This is a genomic window from Marinococcus luteus (assembly GCF_900106595.1).
In the GTDB taxonomy this organism is placed as follows: domain Bacteria; phylum Bacillota; class Bacilli; order Bacillales; family Marinococcaceae; genus Marinococcus; species Marinococcus luteus.
In genome coordinates this window covers 88,558-113,903 of sequence record NZ_FNNC01000003.1, presented here as the reverse complement: position 1 = coordinate 113,903, position 25,346 = coordinate 88,558, and the positions used below count along the sequence as shown (strand labels likewise).

The 25,346-nt window shown below is 49.7% G+C and carries 25 protein-coding genes and 1 riboswitch; of the genes, 14 read left to right on the top strand and 11 right to left on the bottom strand.

All coding sequences use genetic code 11. The features are described from left to right. Nucleotides 1-15 precede the first annotated feature (15 nt). Nucleotides 16-1,140 carry an NADH-dependent flavin oxidoreductase gene (locus BLV22_RS08055; protein ID WP_091613696.1) on the bottom strand — a complete coding sequence of 375 codons (1,125 nt, stop codon included), beginning with the start codon at nt 1,138-1,140 and terminating at the stop codon, nt 16-18. A 387-nt stretch (nt 1,141-1,527) separates the two neighbouring features. On the opposite strand from BLV22_RS08055, the gene BLV22_RS08050 reads away from it, so the two are divergent. After that, a complete protein-coding gene (locus tag BLV22_RS08050) occupies nt 1,528-2,043 on the top strand; it encodes a DoxX family protein (protein ID WP_091613693.1) in 516 nt (171 codons plus the stop codon). 184 nt (nt 2,044-2,227) lie between these two features. Next, complete coding sequence (locus tag BLV22_RS15035; protein ID WP_176967714.1) at nt 2,228-2,374, top strand: hypothetical protein; 147 nt, start codon at nt 2,228-2,230, stop codon at nt 2,372-2,374. A 44-nt stretch (nt 2,375-2,418) separates the two neighbouring features. Here BLV22_RS15035 and BLV22_RS08045 read toward each other — a convergent pair whose 3' ends face one another. The 3 genes from BLV22_RS08045 to BLV22_RS08035 all read right to left on the bottom strand — a co-directional run bounded on the left by BLV22_RS08045 (nt 2,419) and on the right by BLV22_RS08035 (nt 4,655). Next, the gene (locus tag BLV22_RS08045) at nt 2,419-2,748 is read right to left on the bottom strand and encodes a DUF3243 family protein (RefSeq protein WP_091613691.1); all 330 of its coding nucleotides are present in this window, start codon (nt 2,746-2,748) and stop codon (nt 2,419-2,421) included. 153 nt (nt 2,749-2,901) lie between these two features. Beyond that, complete coding sequence (locus tag BLV22_RS08040; RefSeq protein WP_091613688.1) at nt 2,902-3,930, bottom strand: ABC transporter permease; 1,029 nt, start codon at nt 3,928-3,930, stop codon at nt 2,902-2,904. Next, entirely contained in the window at nt 3,927-4,655 is a 729-nt protein-coding gene (locus tag BLV22_RS08035) for an ABC transporter ATP-binding protein (protein WP_091613685.1), read from the bottom strand. The genes BLV22_RS08040 and BLV22_RS08035 overlap by 4 nt, the downstream gene beginning before the upstream one ends. Before the next feature lie 300 nt (nt 4,656-4,955). Beyond that, nucleotides 4,956-5,062, top strand: a riboswitch (guanidine-I (ykkC/yxkD leader). 63 nt (nt 5,063-5,125) lie between these two features. Here BLV22_RS08035 and BLV22_RS08030 point away from each other — a divergent pair. Genes BLV22_RS08030 through BLV22_RS08010 form a run of 5 tightly spaced genes read left to right on the top strand, consistent with a single transcriptional unit; the run spans nt 5,126 to nt 13,395 of the window. Further along, nucleotides 5,126-5,830 carry an urea amidolyase associated protein UAAP1 gene (locus BLV22_RS08030; protein ID WP_091613682.1) on the top strand — a complete coding sequence of 235 codons (705 nt, stop codon included), beginning with the start codon at nt 5,126-5,128 and terminating at the stop codon, nt 5,828-5,830. A 19-nt stretch (nt 5,831-5,849) separates the two neighbouring features. Further along, nucleotides 5,850-6,494, top strand: a complete 645-nt coding sequence (locus BLV22_RS08025) for an urea amidolyase associated protein UAAP2 (protein WP_425433802.1) — start codon at nt 5,850-5,852, stop codon at nt 6,492-6,494. A 23-nt stretch (nt 6,495-6,517) separates the two neighbouring features. Then, entirely contained in the window at nt 6,518-10,150 is a 3,633-nt protein-coding gene (gene uca / locus BLV22_RS08020) for an urea carboxylase (RefSeq protein ID WP_091613676.1), read from the top strand. Further along, nucleotides 10,147-11,886: an allophanate hydrolase gene (gene atzF / locus BLV22_RS08015; RefSeq protein WP_091613674.1), complete on the top strand. Its 1,740-nt coding sequence runs from the start codon at nt 10,147-10,149 to the stop codon at nt 11,884-11,886. The genes uca and atzF overlap by 4 nt, the downstream gene beginning before the upstream one ends. A 42-nt stretch (nt 11,887-11,928) precedes the next feature. Further along, nucleotides 11,929-13,395: a YjiH family protein gene (locus BLV22_RS08010; RefSeq protein WP_176967713.1), complete on the top strand. Its 1,467-nt coding sequence runs from the start codon at nt 11,929-11,931 to the stop codon at nt 13,393-13,395. A 45-nt stretch (nt 13,396-13,440) separates the two neighbouring features. On the opposite strand, the gene BLV22_RS08005 is transcribed toward BLV22_RS08010, so the two are convergent. Further along, nucleotides 13,441-14,190 (bottom strand): GNAT family N-acetyltransferase, encoded by a 750-nt coding sequence (locus BLV22_RS08005; RefSeq protein ID WP_091613668.1) that lies wholly within the window; start codon nt 14,188-14,190, stop codon nt 13,441-13,443. Between the two features lie 561 nt (nt 14,191-14,751). Here BLV22_RS08005 and BLV22_RS08000 point away from each other — a divergent pair. Next, the gene (locus tag BLV22_RS08000) at nt 14,752-14,982 is read left to right on the top strand and encodes a hypothetical protein (RefSeq protein WP_091613664.1); all 231 of its coding nucleotides are present in this window, start codon (nt 14,752-14,754) and stop codon (nt 14,980-14,982) included. 75 nt (nt 14,983-15,057) lie between these two features. Here the strand turns inward: BLV22_RS08000 and BLV22_RS07995 are convergent, their stop codons facing one another. After that, nucleotides 15,058-15,684: a uracil-DNA glycosylase gene (locus BLV22_RS07995; protein WP_176967712.1), complete on the bottom strand. Its 627-nt coding sequence runs from the start codon at nt 15,682-15,684 to the stop codon at nt 15,058-15,060. Between the two features lie 92 nt (nt 15,685-15,776). Between BLV22_RS07995 and BLV22_RS07990 the strand changes: the two genes are divergently transcribed. The 4 genes from BLV22_RS07990 (at nt 15,777) to BLV22_RS07975 (ending at nt 19,029) form a co-directional block, all read left to right on the top strand. Beyond that, nucleotides 15,777-16,505: a VC0807 family protein gene (locus BLV22_RS07990; RefSeq protein ID WP_176967711.1), complete on the top strand. Its 729-nt coding sequence runs from the start codon at nt 15,777-15,779 to the stop codon at nt 16,503-16,505. Nucleotides 16,506-16,644: 139 nt separating this feature from the next. Beyond that, on the top strand, nt 16,645-17,409 hold the full coding sequence (locus tag BLV22_RS07985) for a TSUP family transporter (RefSeq protein ID WP_091613658.1): 765 nt from the start codon (nt 16,645-16,647) through the stop codon (nt 17,407-17,409). Between the two features lie 132 nt (nt 17,410-17,541). Further along, a complete protein-coding gene (locus BLV22_RS07980; RefSeq protein ID WP_091613655.1) occupies nt 17,542-18,246 on the top strand; it encodes a class F sortase in 705 nt (234 codons plus the stop codon). A gap of 147 nt (nt 18,247-18,393) precedes the next feature. Then, on the top strand, nt 18,394-19,029 hold the full coding sequence (locus BLV22_RS07975; RefSeq protein ID WP_091613653.1) for an NAD(P)-dependent oxidoreductase: 636 nt from the start codon (nt 18,394-18,396) through the stop codon (nt 19,027-19,029). A gap of 56 nt (nt 19,030-19,085) precedes the next feature. Here the strand turns inward: BLV22_RS07975 and BLV22_RS07970 are convergent, their stop codons facing one another. From BLV22_RS07970 to trhA, 3 genes are all read right to left on the bottom strand, one after another. Then, nucleotides 19,086-20,201 (bottom strand): 5-methyltetrahydropteroyltriglutamate--homocysteine S-methyltransferase, encoded by a 1,116-nt coding sequence (locus BLV22_RS07970; RefSeq protein WP_091613650.1) that lies wholly within the window; start codon nt 20,199-20,201, stop codon nt 19,086-19,088. Nucleotides 20,202-20,274: 73 nt separating this feature from the next. Then, nucleotides 20,275-20,571 (bottom strand): hypothetical protein, encoded by a 297-nt coding sequence (locus BLV22_RS07965; protein WP_091613647.1) that lies wholly within the window; start codon nt 20,569-20,571, stop codon nt 20,275-20,277. Nucleotides 20,572-20,683: 112 nt separating this feature from the next. Continuing rightward, on the bottom strand, nt 20,684-21,331 hold the full coding sequence (gene trhA, locus BLV22_RS07960) for a PAQR family membrane homeostasis protein TrhA (RefSeq protein ID WP_091613645.1): 648 nt from the start codon (nt 21,329-21,331) through the stop codon (nt 20,684-20,686). A gap of 159 nt (nt 21,332-21,490) precedes the next feature. On the opposite strand from trhA, the gene BLV22_RS07955 reads away from it, so the two are divergent. Continuing rightward, on the top strand, nt 21,491-22,507 hold the full coding sequence (locus BLV22_RS07955; protein ID WP_091613642.1) for a zinc-binding alcohol dehydrogenase family protein: 1,017 nt from the start codon (nt 21,491-21,493) through the stop codon (nt 22,505-22,507). A 49-nt stretch (nt 22,508-22,556) separates the two neighbouring features. Here the strand turns inward: BLV22_RS07955 and BLV22_RS15030 are convergent, their stop codons facing one another. Then, a complete protein-coding gene (locus tag BLV22_RS15030) occupies nt 22,557-22,724 on the bottom strand; it encodes a hypothetical protein (RefSeq protein WP_176967710.1) in 168 nt (55 codons plus the stop codon). Between the two features lie 332 nt (nt 22,725-23,056). Between BLV22_RS15030 and BLV22_RS07950 the strand changes: the two genes are divergently transcribed. Beyond that, nucleotides 23,057-24,274, top strand: coding sequence for an MFS transporter (locus BLV22_RS07950; protein WP_091613640.1), 1,218 nt, complete (start codon nt 23,057-23,059; stop codon nt 24,272-24,274). A 50-nt stretch (nt 24,275-24,324) separates the two neighbouring features. Here the strand turns inward: BLV22_RS07950 and BLV22_RS07945 are convergent, their stop codons facing one another. Beyond that, nucleotides 24,325-25,323 (bottom strand): LLM class flavin-dependent oxidoreductase, encoded by a 999-nt coding sequence (locus BLV22_RS07945; RefSeq protein WP_091613638.1) that lies wholly within the window; start codon nt 25,321-25,323, stop codon nt 24,325-24,327. Nucleotides 25,324-25,346: the final 23 nt, after the last annotated feature.

Sequence of the window (25,346 nt, the reverse complement as noted above, 5' to 3'; positions counted from 1 at the left end):
GTCTATTAAAGGGTATCAGCCGTCATTTCTAGGCAGCGGATAAAATCCGTTGTAGAGCTGCTGCCATAGCGGCTCTGGAAGATGGTACTTCGTTGGCTCTTCAGGATCAAAGGTGGCATTGATCTCCTTCTCACGGCCCTCTTGAATTTTGCGTACGAACTGATGATCGAGCAGCAATTCCCGTCCGAGACAGACCAATTCCGTGCCAGTCTCCAGGGCGCTCAGGGCATCATCTGCCGTGAAAATGGATCCGATACCGACTAACGGAGCACGCCCGTCAATCCAATCATGGATCAATTGAATCCGTTTCTGTCCGTAATACAGGCCTTCCCGGGTTTCGGAATGAATATCCATCAGGGACACATGGAAATAATCCAGCGGGTGCCCGGCTAACTGATCAATCAATTCCTTCGTTAACTCCATCGTAATCCCCGGGGATTCGGCTTCTTCCGGGGAGAAGCGGTAGCCCACAATGAAATCGTCGCCACCGTGTTTTCTGGCTGAGGCGGTTACCTCATCAACAACGGCCAGTGGGAACTTAAATGGATCAGCCCATTCATCATCCCGGCGATTATAATACGGGGACACAAACTGTTGAATAAGATAGTGGTTGGCACCGTGAATTTCCACGCCGTCAAAGCCTGCCTGGGCTGCACGTCTCGTCGCTTCGCCGAAGGCCTGAATCGTTTCTTCGATCTCTTCTTTTGTGATCGGGCGCGCCTGGTGCTTTTGCGGCTCGCCAAAGCTCGCCAGTTCGATTTCACTTGGCGCTGCCACATCGCCTTCGGGAGTCAATTGTGGCAAAGACTGGGCTCCGCCGTGATGAATCTGAGCGACGGCTTTTGCGCCGTTCTTTTTCATGACGGAGGCTTGCTGACGCAGGCCTTCGATATCTGAGTCTCTGGCAATGGACGGCTGTCCGGGGAATGCTTTCCCTAATGCTGTTACGTTGCTTGCCGCCGTAATAGCAAGGCCAACGTCCTCCGAGCGTTTTTCAATGTAAGGAAGCTCACGGTCGGAAATGGTGCCATCCTCGTTGGAGGACACGTGGGTTAATGGCGCTAATACAAAGCGGTTTCTCAAGGTAATTCCATTTGGTAATGTTAATGGTTGAAATAGTGGGGTATATTTTTCGTTCATTGCTTAAGCCCTCCTTCTGCCAACAAACTATAGCACGATCCAAAAGAACTTCGCGAAAATGTTGCTTATCGTGCATATAAAAGCAAACCTGCAGGTATGCTAATAAAGAAAGAGTCTGGACAGCTGGTGACCTCCAGGCTCTTTTTGCTGCTTTTATCGCCTGTTCCTGCAATTCTTACGTATTCGCTCCAGCAACACATCAGCAAATACGATTTCTGACACGTTATAAATGCAGTTTTTTTCTTATTTTTGAAGCATCTCCTTTAGCATCTTTCATATATGAACACTTTGTGTCTATTAATGTGAAATCATTCACAATAACATAAAATATGATATATTGAAGATAAGAAATATGTGAATGAATTCACAAAAAGGGGAGGCTTCATAATGATTATTCGTTTTTTCAAGGAATCGACGATTGCAATGGTACTGTTTCTGGCAGCACGCTTGTACTTAGGCTGGACGTGGCTCACTTCGGGACTTGGTAAAATAACAGAGGGCTTTAATCCTGGCGGATTCCTGGAGGGGGCGGTCGCTGAACCGGTCATGCAGGGCGGGGGTACAGCGGCAGCTTATCCCTGGTACACTGCCTTCCTGGAAAATGTCGCTATTCCAAATGCCGGACTGTTTGGCTTTCTCGTCATGTGGGGTGAAGTACTGGTAGGGGCCGGCTTAATTGTTGGCTTGTTTACAACCACTGCCGCTTTCTTCGGCGGTACGATGAACATGGCATTTCTGCTGGCGGGTACAGTATCGACTAATCCAATCATGCTCATTCTCGCGATCCTCATCCTGGCTGGAAAAGGTAATGCCGGCAAAATCGGCCTCGACCGATTTGTTCCAATTGTGAAAGAAAAAGTCGGACGTAAACCTAAAGAACAGCAGACGCCAAAAGCCGCATAGAAGCAGATAAAAAGCCCTTGTACGAGGGCTTTTTTGCGTGCGCGAATATGTAATAATATCGAAATAATACTGAGAAATGTTTATGAAACAGCAGCAGTGGAATGATAAATGTTAGCAGTATTAAAGCAGAAAATTATTTAATAGTGTTTGATATATAGCTGTGTTTGGAAGGGAGGCTGCATTCATGGAGTTTATTATAGGTATTCTGCTGCTCGTCGTATTCGTTTTTCTGGCTATTCGTATGGCCGGCTGTTTTTTTAAATTTATCCTGCCGGTGGCCATTGTACTTGTGATTGCTTATTTTATTTACAACGCCATACAGGGCGGCTGACAATGAAAATCCCGTTTTCAGCTTATGCTGAAAACGGGATTTTTTTATTCTTCGTTTACGTCTCTGTTCGTTTGATCCACCATGCGGACGAGGGCTTTGGAGATGGCATCTTTTTCGTCTTTTTCGGCATTCTGCCAGAGTTCATTCAGCACTTTTTCTTCCCGGTTGCGCGGTTCTTCATGCTTGGCCAGATGATCGGCGACGCGTTTGGTGGCTTTCGCCAGTCCTTTTTCCCCGAGTCCGATGCTTTCACCTTTTTTCACCTGATCGCCCAGATAGTTTTTAAACGTATTAAAGTTCTGCATGATCTGATCTTTGTCTTCCTGGTCCAGCTTATCAACGTACTGTTCTGCTCTTTTTGGATCTTCCGCCATCAATATCTCTCCTTTGGGTTGAGTAATAGTAAATGCTTTCCTTTTTAAAGGAAAAAATAAACAAAAAGAAGAAAAGATGAGTCATAATACACAGGAGATAACAGCAGAAGAGCGGACTGCACTAATATTTCGTTAAAATTCACCTTTGCAGGACTAGAGCCTCCTGAATTTTTTCAGTGCCTGGGTGTTGACCAGGTATAAAAAACAGGCGTAGACAACTAAACCCGCCAGGTGTCCCCAAATGTCAAAAAAGCCGTGCCCATAAACCATGACGCCTTTAATGGAGGCAGCGCCGTAATAAATAGGCATAATATAGGAAAGGTTACCGAGGTGATAAGGAATCAGGTCCAACGGGATCAGTCCTGAAAAAAACACTTGTGGAATAATTGTAAATGGGATCATCTGCACGACCTGTAACTCGGAGCTGGCAAAAATAGAGATCGTGGCCCCAAAAGAAACAGCGGTCATAGCCAATAAAACCATTGTGAGTAGAACCCAGCCGATGTTTCCTGCGGAATCCAGCTGCAGGACGAACATGGAATAGAGCACCATCAGAATGGCTTGAACTACGGCAAAAACCCCATAGCCTATAGTATAGCCAAGAATCACCTCTGCCCGTTTGATCGGCGTCATCAATAATCGTTCGAGTGTACCACCGCTCCTTTCTTTCACGAGCGCTATCCCTGAAATGATAAACACCAGGAAAAATGCGAACAAGGCAAGAAACACATACCCGAGGGAATCAAAGGTTGACTGGTTCTGCGAGCCATAAACGTAGGAGCTGTTTATTTGAGCGGAGGGATTTAAGGAGGCCATTGCTGATTGAATCTCACTGGCAGCCTTCGTACTCTTGGTCGATGGCTCATACAAAGTGAGGCTCATGCCTGCATCCTGAGAGAGGGTCAAAACGGCGTCCACTTTGTTGTGCTCTTTTAAATAACTTTTTGCATGCCGGGCCTCATTATTTGTAACATCAATGGTATTCAACTCCTGTTCCTCCAGAGCGGCTATGAGAGAACTGGGCGCGGTGTTCTTAACAATCCCGACGACCGGTACGTAATCGGAATCACCGAGCAGGAAAGAAATCAGGGTTAAAATCAGCAGCGGTGCCACTAAAATCATCATGACGCTTCGTTTGTCATTTAATGTCTGTCGAATGACGCGTCCGGCTAAATAAATCACTTTAGATCGCCTTCTTTTTTGCTCGAAGCCATGAAAAATAGTTCCTCCACGCGACCGTTTTCCGTTTTTTCAAGCAGGGCTGGCAGGGCATCATATTCAATCAGGCTGCCATTATAAATGAGAGCCGCACGGTCACATTCATTCACTTCATCCATCACATGGGTGGAAACGATAATGGTCGTGCCTGCACGTTTAAATGCCTGAAATTGCTCCCAAACCTTACGGCGCAGAACAGGATCGATGCCAACGGTTGGTTCGTCCAAAAACAATACAGAGGGAGAGTGTAAAATCGCAGCCGCAAGCGACAGGCGCTTCTTCATACCGTTGGAAAATTTTTTGACCAGGCGGCTTCGGTGCTCTGTTAATTCCACCATCTCCAGGACGTCCTCAATACGTCTTTCGAGCCGGTGTTTGCCGAGTCGGTGAAGGCCCCCGAAAAATTTCAAATTGGCTTCAGCCGATAGATCGTCATACAGCGCATTGTGCTGGGGCATAAACCCAATCTTTTTTAACATTTCTATGCTTGGCATTTGAGTATTTTCAAAGTGAATTGTTCCCTGGTCCGCAGCGATGGCTCCGATCATCAGTCGGATCAGCGTTGTTTTGCCAGAGCCGGAAGGACCGAGCAGACAGCAGATTTCTCCGGACGGAATTGTGAACGTAATGTCGTTGATGATCAGCTTTCGATCAAAAGATTTATTTACATGCGAAACATGAATATCCATTATCAGGCCTCCTGTGATAGACATGCGTATGGCAATCATATTTTTGTTCAAATAAACAATATAGATCAACAAGACTCTGCGGACAGCCGTTATTGTTCCTTATTCTAGCAGTGAACAAGACTATCCTGCTTAATTATATTTTTTCACAGAAAACCTCCCAGTCCTTCTGGAAAACCGTTTATAAAAGTCTGAAAATTAATATGTTAGATAAGCTTACATAATAGTTGTTTTCTGATTAAATGTTGCTTAGACTACAAATCAACAGCAAAAACAGTATATAGGTTTCCGCCAGATGGAAACGCCAATGCTTTCTAGGGTTCCGCTTCTTGAAAAAGAAGGTCAGGTCCGAGAGAAAGCGGTACGGGCAGTAATGCCTGTATACACGGAGGGACAAAAGCCCGGGAGAGTGAAAACTCTTCCGGGCTTTTTATTTATTTTCAGGTGCTTATATTAATTAGGGAGGCTCCATGATGAAAAAAATAATTGAAGCAGGAAGCAAATGGTCGAATGTGGTGGCAAAAGGAAAAGCAGTCCGGTTTACCGCGCTCGAAGACGGGGCCAACATTTCACTGCTGCTGTACAACGCTAAAAATACGACAGACCGTTACAATATGCCCGATTCGTTAAAAGCCCAGCATACATCGAAATTTACGAAGGGAAACATTCTGATGACTGATAATGGCCGTGCAATGGCAAGCATTATTGAAGACAGCTCGGGATGGCATGATCCTATCGGCGGCTATTCGACAAGAGCAGGGACTGACAGCCGGTACGGTGAAACCACGTTTCAAAAGCTGTTGAACGATTATTACCGGAGCGGTGAAGAAAACTTCGTCAAGGAACTGATGCGTCACGGCTTAACGAAAAGAGACCTGGTGCCGAACATCAATTTATTTTCAAAGATCTATGCCGATGAAGCCGGCAGTATGCATTTTGACCCGGAGCACGCCAAAGCGGGAGACACGGTGACGCTCCGTCTGGAAATGGACAGCTTAATGATCATTTCCAATACACCAAATCCACAGGATCCGGCAGCAGATTTTCCATCAGTGCCGGTGAAGATGGAAGTATTTGATGTAAATGAAGCAGACGAGCACGACTATTGCGTGAACTATCATCCGGAAAACAGACGGGCGTTCGAAAATACATGGGAATATCATTCATTATTATTGTGAAGGGGAGTTTAACATGAATATGCTCGCAAAGGTACAAAGTGAAAGAACCGCGGAAACGGCTGTATATGAAGAATTGATTCCGGCAGGTGAAGGATGGATCAGGGAACTGCAGCCCGGCCAGGTGTTCCGAATTGAAGATGTGGAGGGAAACGAAGCAGCTGACACGCTCTTTTTTGATACGGAGCACCCGGAGGATCATTACAGTGCAATTAACACCATCAATGCGCAAAACAATATTTATTTAACGGCTGGTTCAGTACTGAAAGCCGAATCCGGAAAGGATCTGCTTGAAATCACGGCTGACACGGTCGGGCGGCACGACACGCTCGGAGGAGCCTGCTCGTCTCAAAGCAACACGGTCCGTTACGCCCATGACCGGGAGCCGATGCACAACTGCCGTGACACGTTTATGTACCAGTTGGCCAAATACGGCCATGATTACAGCAAGCGTGACATTGCGCCCAATATCAACTTTTTCATGAACGTGCCGGTCACACCGGAGGGCGGCCTGGATTTTGATGACGGAATATCAGGGCCCGGGTACTACGTGGAAATGACAGTCAAATGTGCAGTGACCGCACTCATCAGCAACTGCCCGCAGTTGAATAATCCGTGCAGCGGTTTTAATCCAACGCCGCTTCGTGTACTCATCTGGGATAAATAAATTACTAAAAGGAGAGAGACTGAATGTTTCAAAAGGTACTCATTGCAAACCGTGGAGCAATTGCTGTCAGAATTGAAAGAACATTAAAAAAATTAAACATTCCTTCTGTAGCTGTATACACGAAAGCGGATCGCGACAGCCTGCATGTGGCATATGCTGATGAGGCGGTAAATATCGGTGAAGGGCCTCCGCAGGAAAGCTACCTGAATGAAAAAAAGATTCTGGAAACGGCGCGTGAAACAGGAGCGGACGCGATTCATCCCGGGTACGGCTTTCTGAGTGAAAATGCTGATTTTGCGCGTGAATGCGCGAAGCAGAACATTGCGTTTATCGGACCGGAGCCGGAACAGATGGAGCTGTTTGGGCTGAAGCACACGGCCCGTGCTTCTGCTGAAGAAGCGGGCGTTCCTCTGCTTCCCGGCACAAATCTTCTGTCAGGACGGGACGAAGCGGTGGAAGAGGCAGCGGCCATCGGTTACCCGGTCATTTTAAAAAGCACGGCCGGCGGTGGCGGAATAGGTATGAGGATCTGTGAAAATGAAGCGTCGCTTCACGAAGCGTATGAAGGTGTTAAGCACCTGGCGGAAGCAAACTTTAACGATGGCGGCATGTTTTTGGAAAAATACATTCCAAGTGCCCGCCACATTGAAGTTCAGATCTTTGGCAATCAAAGCGGGGAAGTTGTCGCATTAGGCGAACGGGACTGCTCGCTGCAGCGGAGAAATCAAAAAGTGCTGGAAGAAACGCCGGCGCCAAACATTACGAAAGAAACGAGGAAGGCAATGTGGCAGGCCGCCGAGCGGCTGGCGGAAACGTCAGGATACAGAAGCGCCGGTACGGTCGAATTCTTATATGATCCGGACGAACGCGAATTTTACTTTTTGGAAGTAAACACGCGGCTTCAGGTGGAGCACGGAGTAACGGAGGAAGTGCTCGGCATCGACCTGGTGGAATGGATGGTAAAAGAAGCAGCCGGCATCTGGGAGAATCTTGCGGCGAAGGTGCCTGCCTCATCAGGGCACAGCATTCAGGCCCGGGTGTATGCAGAAGACTGCGGCCGCGATTTCCGCCCGAGTGCAGGGCACATTGACCATGTCATGCTTTCGGAGAAAGCGAGAAATGAGACTTGGATTCAAAACGGTGTGGAAACGACGACGCTGTATGATCCGATGCTCGCCAAAATCATTGTGCACGCCGACAGCCGGGAGGCTGCTCTCGATAAACTGTATGATGCGCTTGGAGAAACCCGTTTTTACGGGGTCACGACAAACCGTCAGTACGTCCGTGGCCTGCTGCAGGAGTCCTGCGTGCGGGAAGGACGCGTGTTCACCCGCCTGCTGAATGATTTCGACCCGGCGGAAAAAGCACTGGAAGTACTGGATGGAGGCGTTCAGACGACTGTGCAGGACGTGCCGGGAAGAACCGGTCACTGGGATGTCGGGGTTCCGCCATGCGGCCCGATGGACCCTTTCGCTTTCAGACTCGGCAATGCACTGCTGAACAATGCGGAAGACGCGAGCGGCCTGGAGCTGACGCTGCAGGGAGGATCCTACGTTTTCCGGGATGACCTCACGTTCTGTGTTACCGGCGGTGACATGGGCGCGGCTCTTGAGGGGGAAGCCATTGCTTTATATGAAACGGTGGAAGCCAAAAAAGGCCAGACGCTGACGTTCGGAAAAACCACCGAAGGCATGAGAACCTATCTGCTGGTTGAAGGGGGATTCGATAAACCGAAGGTGCTTGGAAGCTCCTCTACGTTCACGCTCGGGGAGTTTGGCGGACATGCCGGAAGAGCTCTGCGCCCGGGAGATATCCTCGGTGTCCGTGGCAGCACGGACAGCCAAAAGCAGCGGTCGCTTGCTGCGGACGCGCGTCCGGAATTAAAGAGGGAGTGGACGATCGGTATGATCCCCGGCCCGCACTGCACGCAGGAATTTCTGCAGCCGGAATATTTGCAGCAGCTGGCAGAAGCAGAGTGGGAAGTGCACTTTAACAGCTCCCGGACCGGTGTGCGCCTGATTGGACCTGCGCCGGCCTGGACCCGTGAAGACGGCGGAGAAGCCGGCCTGCACCCATCCAATATTCATGATAATGCTTATGCGGTTGGAACACTCGATTTAACAGGAGATATGCCAATCCTGCTCGGTCCGGACGGCCCAAGCCTGGGAGGCTTCGTCTGCCCGGTTACCACTGCTTCTGCGGAGTTTTGGAAAATAGGCCAGCTGCAGCCTGGAGACAAGGTGCATTTTCAGCTGCTGACGATTGAAAAAGCTAATGATCTTCGTCAAACGCAGGAACGTTTAATTGAAAGTGTAAGAACAGGACAGGCGGCCGGAGCAATTACGCTGCCACCTGAAAATGAAGTGTTGGATCCGGAATACCCGCTGCTCGTCAATGAGCGGGAGGGGCGCCGTTTTCCTATCACGGTCCGGATGAGCGGTGATGAGTATCTGCTGGTGGAATACGGCGAAATGGAACTGGATTTGAAGCTCCGTTTTCAGGTGCAGGTGCTCATGGAGGCGGTCGAAAAAGAAGGCGTGCTGCCAGTTATTGAAATGACGCCGGGTGTGCGCTCTCTGCAGATTCACATTGATCCGCTGCAGATGACAGTCCAGGAGGCCTCGAAGCATATACTTCGCATTGATGAGGATCTTCCGCCGCTCGAGTCGATTCAGGTGCCTTCACGGATTGTGAAGCTTCCGCTTTCATGGAACGACCCTTCTGTGCAGCTTGCCACAGAACGCTACCAGCAGAACGTGCGGCCGGATGCGCCGTGGTGTCCGGATAATTTGGAATTTATCCGGCGGATCAATGGTCTTGAAAGTATTGACGATGTAAAAAAGATTGTGTTCGACGCAAACTACCTGGTGCTTGGCCTTGGGGATGTGTATCTCGGAGCGCCGCTTGCCACGCCGACAGACCCGAGACATCGGCTCGTTACGACTAAATACAACCCCGCGCGGACATGGACGCCGGAGAATGCGGTCGGTATCGGTGGCGCATATATGTGCGTGTACGGCATGGAAGGCCCGGGCGGCTATCAGTTTGTGGGCCGGACGATCCAGATGTGGAACCGGCTGCAGGCCACGGAAAGCTTTGAGCCCGGAAAGCCGTGGCTGCTCCGCTTTTTCGACCAGATTCAGTATTATCCGGTATCGCATGAAGAACTGACGGAACTGCGGGAGGATTTCCTGCGCGGCCGGTTTGAAGCAGATATTACAGAAACAACCTTCGATCTGGGCGAATACCTGGCATTCCAGGAGTCAATTCAGGAAAGTGCTGCAGCGTTTAAAGAAAACCAGCAGGCAGCCTTTCAGGCAGAACGTGAACGCTGGAAAGAGCAGGGCATTGCGGAGCATATGGAAGATGACAGCGGAAATGCCGCCGTGCTTGAAGAAGAGCTGCCCGCAAATGAGACAGCTGTTCGCTGCTCGATGCCGGGAAGTGTATGGAAGGTCGAAGTGACGGAAGGACAGTACGTAAATAAAGGCGACGTGCTGGTAATTGAGGAAAGCATGAAAATGGAATTTCCGCAGCAGGCTCCCGAAGAAGGGTATGTAGCTTCCATACATGTGGAGCCCGGAGATGAAGTGCAGGCAGGGCAGTTAATCATCGGCCTGCGTGCAGAAAAAGAAAGCGGGGTGTCGGTTACATGACGGAACAATTAACGGTGCAGCAGCTGCTTACGGCTTATCGAAGCAAAAGCGCAGACCCCGGGGAAGTGGTCGACAGCATTCTCGAAAGGGCAGGAAAATATAAACACAAAAACATCTGGGTGCTGCCTCCATCTAAAGAGAGGATCCAGCCATATATTGACCGGCTGGCTGCGTTTTCGCCGGAGGAGCTGCCGCTGTGGGGCATACCGTTTGCGGTGAAGGATAATATCGACGTAGCGGGCTGGCCGACAACGGCTGGCTGCGAAGCATACACCTACATCCCGGAAAAGCACGCTTCCGTAGTGGAGCGCCTCGTGGATGCCGGCGCCATTCCAGTTGGGAAAACCAATCTGGACCAGTTTGCGACAGGGCTCGTCGGCACACGGAGTCCTTACGGAGAAACGCACAATGGCCAGAAAGATGAATTGATCAGCGGCGGCTCAAGTGCAGGCTCTGCCGTAGCGGTAGCGTGCGGTCTGGCTTCCTTTTCCCTTGGTACAGATACTGCAGGTTCCGGGCGGGTGCCGGCCGCGCTGCATGGGCTGATCGGGTGGAAATCGTCCCTTGGAGCCTGGCCGATCAGCGGCGTCGTACCGGCATGCGAAAGCCTGGACTGTGTGACAGTGTTTGCCTGGGACGTAAATGATATTCCCCTTGTGGATCAGGCAGCCCGGGGCATCGACCTGAATGATCCCTGGTCGAAGCCGTTCGGGGATTTAAAGAAGCAAAAGCCGAAAAAATGGCTCCTGCCGGAAGAAGTACCGGAATTTTACGGCCCATATGAAGAGCAGTACCGAAAAGCATGGAAAAAAACAGTCGAGCAGCTTGAAGAAGGACCAGAGGAAGTATCTTACGTGGATACGTCCATACTAAGTGAAGCGGCATCGGTACTGTACGACGGTCCCTGGATTGCCGAACGCTGGGCGGCACTTGGCTCATTTGTGGAAAAACACCGCAGTGACGTCTTTCCGGTAACCGAAAAAGTGCTTTCCAAAGGTGAAGGCAAGGCCTACGGGGCAGCAGAGCTGTTCGAAGCGATGCACCGGCTGCAGGAAATTAAGCACCGCACCGGGCAGTTGCTCGAAAATAGCGTTCTCGTGCTTCCGACATGTGGAGGAACGTGGACAAGAGAACAGGTCCGGAAAGACCCGGTACAGACAAACAGTGACATGGGGAAATATACGAATCACTGCAATCTGCTTGATATGAGTGCGATAGCGCTGCCTGCCGGGGAAGCAGCACCGGAGGTGCCTTTTGGAGTAACACTGTTCAGCCGTTCAGACGCAGAAAATCTGCTGATGGGAGCGGCAGAAAGCTGGCAGCGGACCGAACTTTCTTTGCTGGAAGAATCAGCCGAAAAGCTGATTGCCGTATGCGGGCTTCACATGAGAGGTTTTCCGCTTGAAACACAGATGACCGAACGCCGTGCTGAATTCGTGGAAGAAGCATCCACGGCCCCGGAATATAAACTCATACGCCTGAACAGCGAACCGGCTAAGCCCGGCTTAATACGGGAACAGGCGGGAGAAGAAATTGAGGTTGAACTGTGGCGGATGCCGATCGAAGAAGTAGGGAAGTTTGCCGAGAAGATTCCTGCTCCGTTAGGTATCGGCACGGTCAAGCTGAACGATGGACGCGACGTGATGGGCTTTATTTGCGAAAGCAGTGCTGAAGGAGAAGACATCAGCTCCTTCAAAGGCTGGAAAAACGCAGAGGCGGCCAAATCATCGATGTAAAAAGCCAATTATGTAAAATGTTTCGCAGGGAGGAGCATGCAGATGAAGAACATAGCTGACGAGGATTTGGACCATATGGAAAAGAATCCGGGAGACACAGCACCGCTCGAAGGGAAGGAGCTGGATAAACAGAAAATCAGCCGGGGGCAGCTGAGAAAAGGATTGATCAAATCATTTCTGCTGACTTCTATTGCTGTAATTGTTTTCTTTGTTCCGGTCGTAGTGGACGGAGAGACTGATGTCGTTTTCGGCTACTTGTACAACTTTCTTTTGAACCTTTCTGTGCCTTTTAGTTTGTGGCTGTTTACGGTAATGGTGCTTGCTAATGCCGTAACGAGCATTTACGTAAAGCTGTTTCCGGAACGCAGCGGAAGACTGCTAGATTACTACGGAGGAGACACAGGTGTACACATTTTCTTTTACGTGCTGGGCGCAGTCTTTATGTCAGTGTACGCTCTTCACGACAGCTTTGCCGGAGTCACTGGCCCGGAATGGATGGTGGGACCGGATACAGGCGGCACGATTATCCCTTCGATTGTGCTTACCGTTGGCTGGATCATTCCGTTGGCAGCTGTGTTTATGCCGCTGCTGTTAAATTACGGAGCGCTTGATTTTATCGGTTCGATCCTGGAACCGGTCATGCGCCCGCTGTTTAAGGTGCCTGGAAAAAGCACGATAGACGCTATTTCTTCTTTTGTCAGTTCATCTTCTGTTGCTATTTTAATTACAAGCAGTCTGTACCGGATGAATGTTTATACAAAGCGCGAAGCAATAGCAATTGCTACAAGCTTCAGCGCAGTCAGTGTCGGATTTGCAGTGCTTGTCATTAATACAGCAGAGCTAAGCCAGGATTTTCTGCAGGTGTACTTTTCCGGTATGCTGATTGCGTTCATTATTTCTTTCTTTATGATCCGGATTCCGCCCCTGTCGAAGCAGCCCGATGTTTATTTTGACGGACGGGAGCAGACGGAAGAAGAGAGACAGGGCGAGGCAAAGTTTGAATTTGGCATTATTCCGCGCGGCTTTCAGCGTGCTGCGAAAAGAGCTGAAACAGCCCGGCCGCTGGGTTCAGAAGTGAAGACGAGTGTGGCGGGAGCGCTCGGTGTGCTTCCCCGGGTGGTGGCAATGCTTGCTTCTATTGGTATTACCGGCCTGATTGTCGCTGAGTATACCCCGTTGTTTAACTGGCTCGGCATGCCGTTTATCCCGCTTTTAAATATTCTCGGTGTACCTAATGCGGCAATGATCGCGCCCTCGATCCCCGTAGGTATTGCCGAAATGTTTCTGCCGGTTCTGTTGATTGCAGGAGATTTAGCAGCACTTGAAGCAGGGGCGATTTATTTTGTAACGACGCTCTCGTTAGTACAGATTGTGTTCTTTTCTGAATCCATTGTTGTCATTAAAGCAACGAGAATGCCAGTAAAACTCTGGGAATTGGTCGTCTGCTTTTTTGAACGCACACTAATTGCGATTCCTATTATTGCTTTGTTTATGCATATGATGTACTGATCAAAAAAGACGCCTTTCGCGGGCGTCTTTTTGCATGCACTAATATTATTGAAAAATAGCGGTGTACTGAAAGCCGAGCCGTTCGTAGTTCTGCATGCGGTACATGTCGCGCGGGCTGTCCTCCTGGTCTGCGACAAGAAAGACCGCTTTATCCGGGAACAGGTTCATGGCAAATTGCTGCAGGGCATGGCCGATGCCTTTTCGCTGCAGTTCATCGTGCACGAACAGGTTATCCATTTCTACGGCATGGTCGCCGGCAATCAGTTCCACAAAGCCGGCAGGACGACCGTGGTAGTAGGCGATCAGATGAATAAACGAAGCATCATGAAACTGCTGTTCGAGCATGTGTTGTTTTTGAGCTGCATATGCTTCGCCGAGAGGGAGATCCTGCTCAAGCTGCATAGCGAGAAATACGGGCAGGTTTTCAACATCAACACGCTGAATCTCGCATCCTTCAGGGGCAGCTTTTCGAGGGAAGTCATCCGGCCGGATAGCATACAGCTCCATAACGCTTACATCATAGAGGGAACTGTGCAGGTACTGATTTAATGCCTGCGGCATCTCTGTATTCGGGGGGAAATGGAATTTTAAATGCTTTAAGCCCCGGGCCCTGTGAAAGTCGCGTAAATAGGCTTCGGTCTCCTGAAAGCAATCAGGCGCCGGCATCTGTTTAAATGAAATAAAATTGCTGTCGAAGTGATCCTTCCATTCCGTGGAATGGTAGTGGCGGTAATTGCGGTGGTCCTCGGTGAGCGTCCCCGGAGTATGCACGTGATGAAACGTAATAGGAAGCACGGGTATCAAGCCTTTCGGTGATGTAATAAAAAATTCTATTTTACGGGAGCCGTTACAATAATAATTGTACTTTTGTCTTTTTCAAAATTCCAGTCGATAAAGATGTCTTTCACCTCTGCCCTTGAAAGTTCGGTAAACAAATCCTCCTCCATAATTTGCGTAAGAAAATAATGGCGTGTGTCTCTCCGAGAGTCATGTAGGCTGCCTGTGGCCCTCTGCCGAAAGAGTCCCGGAGCAGCCGGCCGACATAGCTTGCGATGTTCTTCTGCTTCGCTTGAATATCAATCACTGGAACTCTCCTTTATTGTTAATTTTTTATAATATATTTCATAAAAAAGGTAGATATTTCATTATTTATATGATAATTTTGATATAATATTTACATGATTGTTGGAGATGAAGCCAACGGTTCATGACGTTTATCTTACGTACAGGTGCATAAAAATATCTATATCATCGGCCGCATGAGAAAAGACAGAGTGCTTTTTCTTCACAGCCAGTATCAAGAGGTTTCTTGGTGCTGGCTTTTTAGTCCACTAACCTCTGGAGAGGATGGAGAATATGGAGCTTAGGTATGCGTATTGGTGTGATAGAAAATTAAGCGAAGTTATCGTCGGACGGGAAACGGATTTGGATTATTTAAAGAAAAAAGGGTATATGATTTATTTCTGCCGTGACAATACCGAACTGTATAATGCGGTAAAAAGCTACCGGACGCAGGAGTGGATCATAACCGTATTATCTGAATTGCCGGAATTTTCCGAACTCCTTCATTGGGAATATGTGAGATAATAATATGCACAAAAAATACATTTATTTTCGTTCAATTACTATAACACAAAAGAGGGGATGAAAATATACAGATGGCTAAGAGAGCACAGAAAGAAGGCGTGCGAGGCTGCGGAAATGCTTTTGAATCACGGTTTCGAGTGACCGGTTATACAGGCTCGCTGCCGGATGATACAACGGGAAAATCAGGTAGTGCTCCCGGCTCCATATGTACTTCTTCCCTGAAGCGCTCACCTGCCGGATAGGGGAGGTGAAGTGGCTGCCGGCGGTATCCGGCATACGCGGTGAACGCCCGAAGAGCCGCCAGTACGGAGTGCGCCCCATTGGACAAAGAATCTTAGGCGCGGCCGAGCGGATCTCCCAATCGAGAAGCGGGGCATGGGCCATAATTTCCTTTTGATTCGGCGTGCGGTTGTATTTGCGCGGGGCACCGGAAGGCGTGTTGCCCCAGCGGTACGGACGGCTTTTGATCGTGCGGGTGACGTAAATGTCCTCCACCGGGAATGGAAGAAGCTCGATGTAGGAGAGAAACTGTCTGCCAGCGCGCCCGTCGTAGGGGCCGCCGCCCGTGATTTCCGTTTCTCCCGGAGCCTCGCCGATCATCATGACAACAGGGTCAGCCGGATTTGGCCCGTCGAGAAAGCCTTCACACCGGTGTCCCTCCATTCTTTTTTTCGCTTCTTCCACTGCAGCTTTCGGCAGCATATGTATTCCCTCCTGCATACGTCCTGACTTTTCTATACCCGGGCGCGAAATATTCTATACTTGTGATAGGATATATAAAGGAGGTGGGGCGTGTGCAGCAGAAGCACATCATGTGGTTTGACATTATTTTTTACGTCGTCTTTCCAATCTTCATTTGGAACATGGCGCGGGACTATACAGGTGATTATATAGCGATGCTTATATCCTCGGTACCGGGGATTATTTATACAGTTTACCGCTTCGTACTGCTGAAAAAGGTGAATACGTTCGGTATCTATATGATCGCCACCCTGATCATCGGCACCGTCCTCGATCTTATTGCCGGAGGCGGATTGCAGCTTTTATGGAACAATATTTACTACGATTTTGTTATGGGTGCATTTTTTATTTTAACAGTCATTTTTATGCGGCCGATCTGGCTCTTTTTCACCGTTGATTTTATGGAGCTTCAGGGTGGAGACCGCCAGCAGCTGAAAAAGCAGTTTTACGTGCGCAAATACTTATGGGTGTTTCAGGCGATCACGCTGTTTTTTGCCCTCCGGGAATTCATTCTTGGATTTGTGAAAATCTGGCTTGTGCAAAGCTACGGCGTGGAGGCCTTTGACGAAGGTATTATTCTGCGCCAGGTGCTTTCGTGGACAATGAGTTTTATCGCAGTTGTCGGGTTTATCTTTATTGCCAAATGGCTGCATGAAGACGGTATCGATGCTGGGGAAATCACAAACAGCGGTCAAGATGCCGAAAACGAAGAGAGAGACGGAGAAGCAGAGGAAGAAACGCCGGAAAACGAGCGGGAAAAAACATCTGAGCAAAGAACGTAAACGAAAAGCAGCCGGCGCCGGCTGCTTTTTTAGGTTTTTGGGTGTGGCGCGGCGGATGGAAACGGGTGGAAATGACTGCCGGAAATCGGTAAAATAGCAGGGACATCTTTGGTTTTTACAGAAAGTGGGCTGCATACATATGGATGAGTTCTCAGTATCGGTATTATTGTTTTTAATTGTGATCGGTTTTCTCGCCGCATTTGTCGATGCGGTAGTCGGAGGAGGCGGGCTGATTGCCATGCCGGCGCTTCTTTTCACCGGCATGTCACCGCAGACGGCGCTTGGTACGAATAAGCTCGCAGGTACGATGGGTTCCGGGACGAGCATGATCTCGTTTCTCCGGCACGGCCAGATTAATAAGCGCCTCGTGTTTACGCTTTTCCCACTGGCGTTTGTGGGTTCAGTCCTCGGCGTAATCGTCGTACAGCGGATTCCGCCGGATATTCTGGAGCCGATCATTTTAATTCTGCTTGTCGTCGTAACAATTTATACGCTCGCAAACAAAAATCTGGGCAGCCTGTCCACGTTTCAGAGCATCACCCGGAAGGTGTGGCTCGTCGGTGCGCTTGTCGCTGTGGTCCTCGGATTTTATGACGGCTTTCTAGGACCGGGAACGGGTTCGTTTTTGCTGTTTGCCTTTATTTTTCTTGGCTTCAACTTTGTCGAAGCTGCCGGAAATGCCAAGGTGCTGAATTTTGCAAGCAACATTGGCGGACTGCTTGCGTTTATCTGGTTTGATTCAATTCATTATGCGTACGGTCTGCCGATGGGGGCCGCGATGATTGCCGGCGCATATGTCGGGGCAAACGTTGCCATTAAAAAAGGATCGGCCTACGTGAAGATGCTGTTTATCATCGTGACCATCGCTTTAATCGCCAAAAACGCCTGGGATTATTTAATGTAAAAAGTCTTCAGACGAAGGCTTTTTTATTTTCCTTAAAAAATTTTTCAAAAAAAGTGATCCAATCAAAAACTTTGTGCGTAAACTGAGTAGTTCCTGCAAAAAAGCATCATGCAGGTAAAGGGGGCGGGCGGTATGAAGCAATGGATAGTAACGGCGCTTACAGCCGCTGTAATCTCTATCGCTGTTGGCTTTGGCGTCCATGCCCTCCTTCCTGCATTTTCTCCGCCGCCGGAAACAGAAGTGCTTTCGGGGGAGGGGGCGGAGGAAGAAACAGCTGCAGAAACAAAAGAAGCCCCAGCAGAAAAAGAAAACACGACCGGGGTGGAGGAAGCTTCTGTTTCCGCAACACAAGAGAACCTATCGATCTCTGACCCTGAGGAATTATCTGTTCCATCCATCGATGTCTCAGCTTCTTTAGAGCCGGTAGGAGTTCTGGACAATGGGCAGATGGGCGTGCCCTCGACCGAAAACGGGGTAGCCTGGTTCGAGCCGGGTCCGGAGCCGGGAGAGAAAGGCAATGCCGTCATGGCAGGCCATGTGGACAGTATTGACGGACCTTCTGTGTTTTACGAGCTCGAAACCGTGCAGGCAGGGGAAAAAGTCGGGGTGACCACCGAAGGCGGGCAGGAGCTTGTGTTTGAAGTGCAGCGGGTAGTGAGTTATCCGCGGGAGGAAGCTCCGATTGAGGAGATTTTCGGGGGCAGTGACAGCCGGAATTTAAATCTGATCACCTGCGCCGGCACGTTCGAACAGGAACATGGGACGCATGATGAGCGGCTCGTCGTTTACACGGAGCTTACAGAAGAAAGTGAACAGACGCTTTTGGAAGCAGATTAACACATCGATGGATATAAAGGAGAGCGATTGAGCAACCGGGGCCTCAATCGCTCTCCTTTTATTTGTGTTTGCCCGGCCGCGGTTGGGTTTGCCCTCCATCTCCGGTACAATAGAAGAAGCAGTGTGAACAAGTAGGAGGGAACCGAGATGAAAATAGTTGTATTTGGTGCGACCGGCAACACCGGGAAACGTTTTGTCCGCAAAGCATTAAAAGAGGGCAGTGAAGTAGTTGTGTACGCCCGCCAGCCGGAAAAATTATTGATTGATAATGAAAATTTAACTGTTCATGAAGGAAAAATTACGAACTACCAGAATGTCTATGACTCCCTGAAGGGCGCCGATGCGGTGATCAGCCTGCTCGGCCGTAAGGAAGCAGCGAAGGGAACACCGCTCAGCACAGGCATGTCCCATATCGTGAACGCGATGCAGGAGCGGGGCATCAGCCGTCTGGTGGCAGTCACGAGCTCGGATGTAAAAACCCCGCAGGACGGTACGTCCAAGCGGTTCAGCCTGCTCACCACCGGATGGAAAGTGGCGAAGTTTAAAGGATCGAATGAAAATGCGAATGCCGCTGATATTATCCGCCAGTCAAATCTGGACTGGACGCTTGTGCGGGTGCCGGTGCTTTCCGATAAGCCTTCCGGTGAAAACGCGCCGACCGTAGGCTATCCTGGCCGGCATGACTTGAAAAACAAGCTCTACCGCCAGACGCTGGTGGATTTTCTGTACGAACAGCTTGAAACGAGTGACTTCTCCCGGGAAGCTCCTGTATTAAGTAACTAAATATGCTAAAAAGCAGGACCGAAGTTTTTTCGGTCCTGCTTTTTTATTCTGTATTATCACTGCCACACATCTTTTGCGATGGTTACGACATGCTCGAGCTTTTTCCATTGTTCGTCTTCAGTCAGAACGTTACCTTCCTCTGTTGAAGCGAACCCGCACTGCGGACTCAGGCAGAGCTGCTCAAGCGGTACATATTCGGCTGCTTCCATGACCCTTGCTTTTACGTCTTCCGCGTTTTCAAGCTCCCCACTTTTGGAGGTGATCAGACCGAGCACGACCTGCACATCCTCGCGGTTAATGAAGCGGAGCGGTTTGAAATCTCCGGCCCGGTCGCTGTCGTACTCAAGGAAAAAGCCGTCTACGTTGACGCTGCCAAACAAAATATCAGCTACCGGCTCATAGCCGCCGGAAGAGATCCACGTAGAGCGGAAGTTACCGCGGCAGATGTGCATCGTAATTGTCATATCCTCCGGCTTGTAGGCGATGGCTTCATTGACCGCCCGTGCATGGCGTTCCACCAGGGAACGATGGTCGATGCCCTCCTGGTTCATCCGCTCCACCTGTTCCTCGGAGCACAGATATGCCCAGGACGTGTCGTCGAGCTGCAGGTAGCGGCAGCCGGCATCATAAAATGCCTGAACCGCTTTTTGATATGCCTTCGCCAGGTCATCAATCATGTCTCCCGGCCCGCTGTAAAGGTCGGTCTCAATCTCGCTTCGAAGGTGCAGCATGTTCGGGCTTGGAATCGTAAACTTTGCCTCGGTGCTGCCCGTGATCTGGTGAAGGTAGCGAAAATCCTCCAGCATCGGGTGCTTATCGCTGAAGTCAATTTTTCCGGTTACTTTAATGCCCCGGGCCTTCGTCTGGACGCCTTCAAACTGGATGCCGGAGTCTTTATCGTAAGCTTCCACACCAATTAAATCTTCAAGAAAATCAAAGTGCCACCAGGCGCGGCGGAACTCTCCGTCTGTCACAGCCTGAAGCCCTGTTTCTTTTTGCTTCTGAACGATGCGCTCGATTTCTTTATCCTCTACACGGCGCAGCTCGTCCGCAGAAATGGATTCATTCGCGTAGCTTTCCCGTGCTTCTTTAATAGAGGCAGTACGCAAAAGGCTTCCTACCTGATCTGCCCGGTAGGGAGCTTTTGTCCGCCAGGATGCTGATTGTGCCATACTTTCTCTCCTTTAAAAGCCATTGTTGAAATATCTTGAAGCTTATCAAAATTTTGAATAGAAGTAAATTGCTTCAGAGGGAAACGAGCCTTGAAATAATATATAAAAACAGTAAAAACAAAAGAAATAGGGCGATGCTTCCGGCAATCAGCGAAAAGAGGAAGCGTTTTTTATTTTTCTCTTCGGTATAAACGATAAAATACCTCAAGCCAGCGACTGTGAGACCTACTGGAACGATTAAAACGAGCGGGTGGGTGACATAGGCAAGAAGCTCGCTGGAGGTGAAAAAAAGCCGGATCGAAAGCAGTACAGCATAGACAGCCAAAACAGCGAGGGCAGAATTGATATAGGTGTGGGCACGTGTCGGCAAGCAAAAACATCCTTTGTATATATTTACTATTATTATTATCATAACCCCGGGTCTTTGTTAACGGGCAATGTAAAAAAGCCCGTGCTCTCTGAAAAGCGCGGGCTTTCGTCTGCTATAAAGGGATAACGTAAAAAAACACGGCAAAAAAATGGGCGGCGGAGCCGGCGAGAACAAAAAAGTGCCAGACGGCGTGATGATAGGGAAAACTCCGCCACATATAGAAGATAGTGCCGGCCGTGTACAATACGCCTCCAATAACAAGCAGCAGCAGGCCGCCGGAGGGCAGCGCACTCACAAGCGCCGGCCAGGCGATAACGATGATCCACCCCATGCCTATGTAAAAAACGGTCGACAGAATACGGAACCGCTTGGTGAAGAAGGCTTTAAAAATAATGCCGATGGCGGCAATGCCCCAGACGATGCTGAATAAGACCCAGCTTAAGGTGCCATCGATTGCATGAAACAAAAACGGCGTGTATGTGCCGGCAATAAACAGGTAAATGGCGGAGTGGTCAAAGACTTCAAACAAATCCTTGAGTCTGCCCGGTGGAAAGCTGTGAAGCAGGGTGGAGCATACGTAGGAGAGAAGCATGGATGTGCCGAAAATAGAAACGCTTACCACGTGTAGGGCGGAAGCGTTCATGGAAGCGAAAACGATCATAATAATAAGCGCAGCAGCGCTCAGCAGAGCACCGATGCCGTGCGTGACTGCGTTAGCGAATTCCTCCCGTCTGGTAAATGTGTGGGTTTGGTCCTGCATACGCCGCCTTCTTTCATTAAGAATAGTTTCTTCATTATAACTTATTTTCAGCAGAGTTTCGAACAGGCATAAATGGCTGTGGATTTGTTTGCCGGGTGGAAGAGGGCGGGTATGAGAACTCCGAACAGCTTTAACCAAGTGAGGAAAGAAGGGACCATAATGAAAGCAATAGGGTTTAAAAAACATCTTCCAATTGAAGAAGAAGCAAGCCTTGAAATGTTTGATATTTCCAAATCCGAACCAAAGGGCCGGGATCTGCTTGTGCGTGTCCAGGCGGTCTCCGTAAATCCGGTGGATACAAAAATCCGCGGAGGCAGTGAAGGCACGGAAGAAGCAGAGCCACAGATTCTTGGCTTTGATGCAGCCGGTGTCGTAGAATCGGTGGGCGGAGAGGCGTCGCTGTTTCAGCCCGGCGATGAAGTGTATTACGCCGGAAGCAATCAGCGGTCCGGATCCAATCAGCAATACCACCTGGTAGACGAGCGGGTAGTGGGAAGACGGCCTGCGCAGCTCTCCATGGCCGAAAGTGCAGCGATGCCTTTAACTGCTATAACTGCGTATGAAGCGTTGTTCGACCGGATCGGAATTGTACCGGAACGGAATCGCGGTGCGTCCGTACTCGTGTTAAACGGCGCCGGCGGCGTTGGATCCATTGCGATTCAGCTCGCCAAATGGGCCGGCCTTAATGTAGTCGCTACTGCTTCACGTGAAGAAACAACCGCCTGGTGCGAACAGATGGGTGCAGATAAAGTGATCAACCACCATCAGCCTCTGTTCAAGCAGCTCCAAGACGCAGGGTATGACGGGGTCGATTATATTCTCTGCTTTACCGATACGGCCCAGCACTGGTCGGGAATGGCAGAGTGCATTCGTCCGCAGGGAACCATCTGTTCCATTGTGGAAACAGAAGAGCCGCTTCCGCTGACCGACCTGCAGGCAAAAAGCGCTGCTTTCATGTGGGAATTTATGTTCACGCGGCCGATGTATCAGACGGAAGATATGATCAGGCAGCACGTCATTTTGGATGAGCTGGCTGACCTGTTTGACCAGGCGACGATCAAACCGACGTTGACGGAAACGCTGACACCGCTGAATGCCGAACAGATGAAAGAAGCGCACCGGCGGGTGGAATCAGGTAAAACGATCGGTAAAATTGTCCTCGAGCACTGGCAGTAAATGAAAAGAGCACCGCAGCCGGATCCGGCTGCGGTGCTCTTTTTTGAGTTTAGGAAGCGACTCCGAGAGGAGAGAAGATCACATAAAGGATGCCGATGCCGATAATCAGGCCGGCGGCAGCCGGTTTGGCATATTTCCACGGCACCATATCCACGGGCGCTTCGTTTTTGAATTCGAAAGGATGCTCCATCGGTTTAAATTTGCCGACGACGAGCATCACAATAACGCTGAGCGGAAACAGGACACTCAGTACATAAAGGAATTTGAGTTCTCCGATAATTATCGATTTCTGCTCAAACCCCTAATAAAAGACAATTGTATAAAAAACATGATAAAGATGATTTTCTTATATAAATACAAAAGTTGATAAAAAAGAAATGATAGCACTTACATGATAGAAATGAAAAATTCAATAGAAAAAATGTGACAATTTTGTGTCGTAAGCGTTTTACAGTCTAGACGTATAAAAGCCCAGCCTATAGAATAAGAACTCGTTGTGGGAAAAACAAAGTGAAAAATTTATTAACAATATATCAAGGAGGGATAACAATGATCGTACGCAATGGCCAAACGTTCCGCCCAATGGTGATGATTGCCATGTTTATGATTTCTACGTTCGCTATCGGTACTACTGAATATGTCGCCATGGGGATTTTGTCGAATGTCTCTGACTCTTTTGGCATCACTATTTCCGCCGCGGGTCTGATTGTCAGCATGTATGCGCTCGGCGTCGCCGTGCTCTCGCCAATTGCTATATCTCTTTTGGTGAAGTTTCCAAGGAAGTATGTATTAATTGGACTGATGCTGTTGTTTATCGGTTCAAGTGTGGCCAGCGCCCTGGCGCCAAATTACACGGTACTGCTGTGGGCACGCGTCTTTTCTGCATTGATGCACGGTCCGTTCTTTGCCATTGCGATGGTTATGGCAAGCGAAGTTGTCCCTCCATCGAAAAAATCCGGAGCGGTGGCTGCCATTAACGGCGGACTGACGATTTCCTTAATGATTGGCGTGCCGTTCGGTGCGTATATCGGAGATTTGTTTGACTGGAGAGTCGTATTTGCCGGGATCGCCGGACTCGGCGTTATCAGTCTGCTCGGAATTATCTTTTACGTACCAAACATGAATGCCGAAGAACCAACATCGATGAGAAAAGAGCTTGGCGTTTTCAAAAGAAAGCAGGTACTGTTTGCCCTTGCTATTACGGTGTTTGGTTATTCGGGTGTTTTTACCGCCTACACGTATATTGAGCCGCTGCTTCAGGATATAACAGGCTTTGGTCCGGTAGGTATAACGCTTTCCCTCTTTTTGTTCGGCGTCGGAGGCGTGCTTGGGAATATGCTGTCCGGGCGTCTGAACGCAGAGTCCCTGCTGAAGCCGCTGATGGTCGTAATGGCTTCCCTGACCGTGATTCTGTCGACGCTCACCTTAACGAGCACCATCCCATGGCTCGCACCGGTATCGGTGCTTCTGCTGGGAATGGGTGCCTTTGGTACGGTGCCAATTCTGCAGACTACGGTCATCCGGGCAGCAGAGGGCGCTCCTTCCATTGCAAGTGCTTCCGCGGTCTCTGCTTTTAACCTGGCGAACGCCTTTGGCGCCTGGGTCGGTGGTGTTGTGATCAGTCTTGGGCTGAGCCTGCCGCTGATTGGCATGGCCGGTGCTGTCATTACACTCTTAGGTCTGATGCTTTCGTGGCTGTCCTTCCGATCCAGTGAAAAAGATGTACAGGAAAGCAGACAGGGAGTACCGGTATCAGATTCTTACTAGGAAAACGTAAAAATCCGCACGCTCATTTTGGAGCGCGCGGATTTTTTTATTTAAAGGTTGGCGGCAATATCGGCAGTGTATTGGAAAGATTTCTTTTTTGCTTCAAAATCATAAATGTTGGTAATACCCATCAGTTCATCGAGCCCGAGCTTATCCCGCAGTTCACGCAGCTGTTTCTGCACGGCGTCCGGGGAGCCAATAACAGCGCGCCGCCGATTCTCCCGCACTTTTTCTCGTTCTTCCTGAGTCCAGGAGCCGGGTTTTACGCTCTCCGGGGCAGGCACTTTCGTATTTGTGCCCTTTTCGACATTTAAAAGCCACTGGTCCTGGCTCAGTGCCAGGTGCTCAGCCTCTTCGTCGGTAGCCGCACAGACAATAAATACACAGGCGGCGGTCACCGGACGGGGCTGCCGGTCGCTTGGTACAAAAGAGGAATGGTATTTACGGACCGCCAAGGCGCCCTGGTCCGGGCTGATAAACTGGCCGAACATAAAGCCGGCACTTTGTTTGCCGGCATCCCGGGCGCCCCGCTCGGATAAACCAAGCACCCAGGTTTCCGGCAGGGAGCTGCTCATCGGGGAGGCTTTAATTGAAGCATAGGGATGATCTCGGGGCAGGGAGCGGTCAATAAACCCCTGGACTTCCTGAAGAAGGCGGGGGAAGGCGGACAAACTCTTTTTATTGCCATCTGTCAAGGCTTCCCGGATCGTGTTGCCCCCGCCGGGAGATCTTCCGATGCCAAGGTCAATCCGGCCGGGAAATAAAGCTTCAAGCACTTTAAAATTTTCCGCTACTTTGTATGGGCTGTACTGCGGGAGCAGGACGCCTCCCGAGCCAATACGAATGCTTGTGGTGACGCTTGCGAGGTGCGCCATCAGAATTTCCGGCGATGAGCCGGCCAGGCCGCTGGTGCTGTGATGCTCGGCAACCCAAAAGCGGTGAAAGCCCCAATTCTCCGCCAATTGAACGAGTTCACGGGTGTGTTCGAAGGCTTTTTCGGGGTTCTCGCCTTCTGCAATCGGTGACTGATCAAGAATACTGATATTCATGCGTTTTCCTCCAACTAAACAGA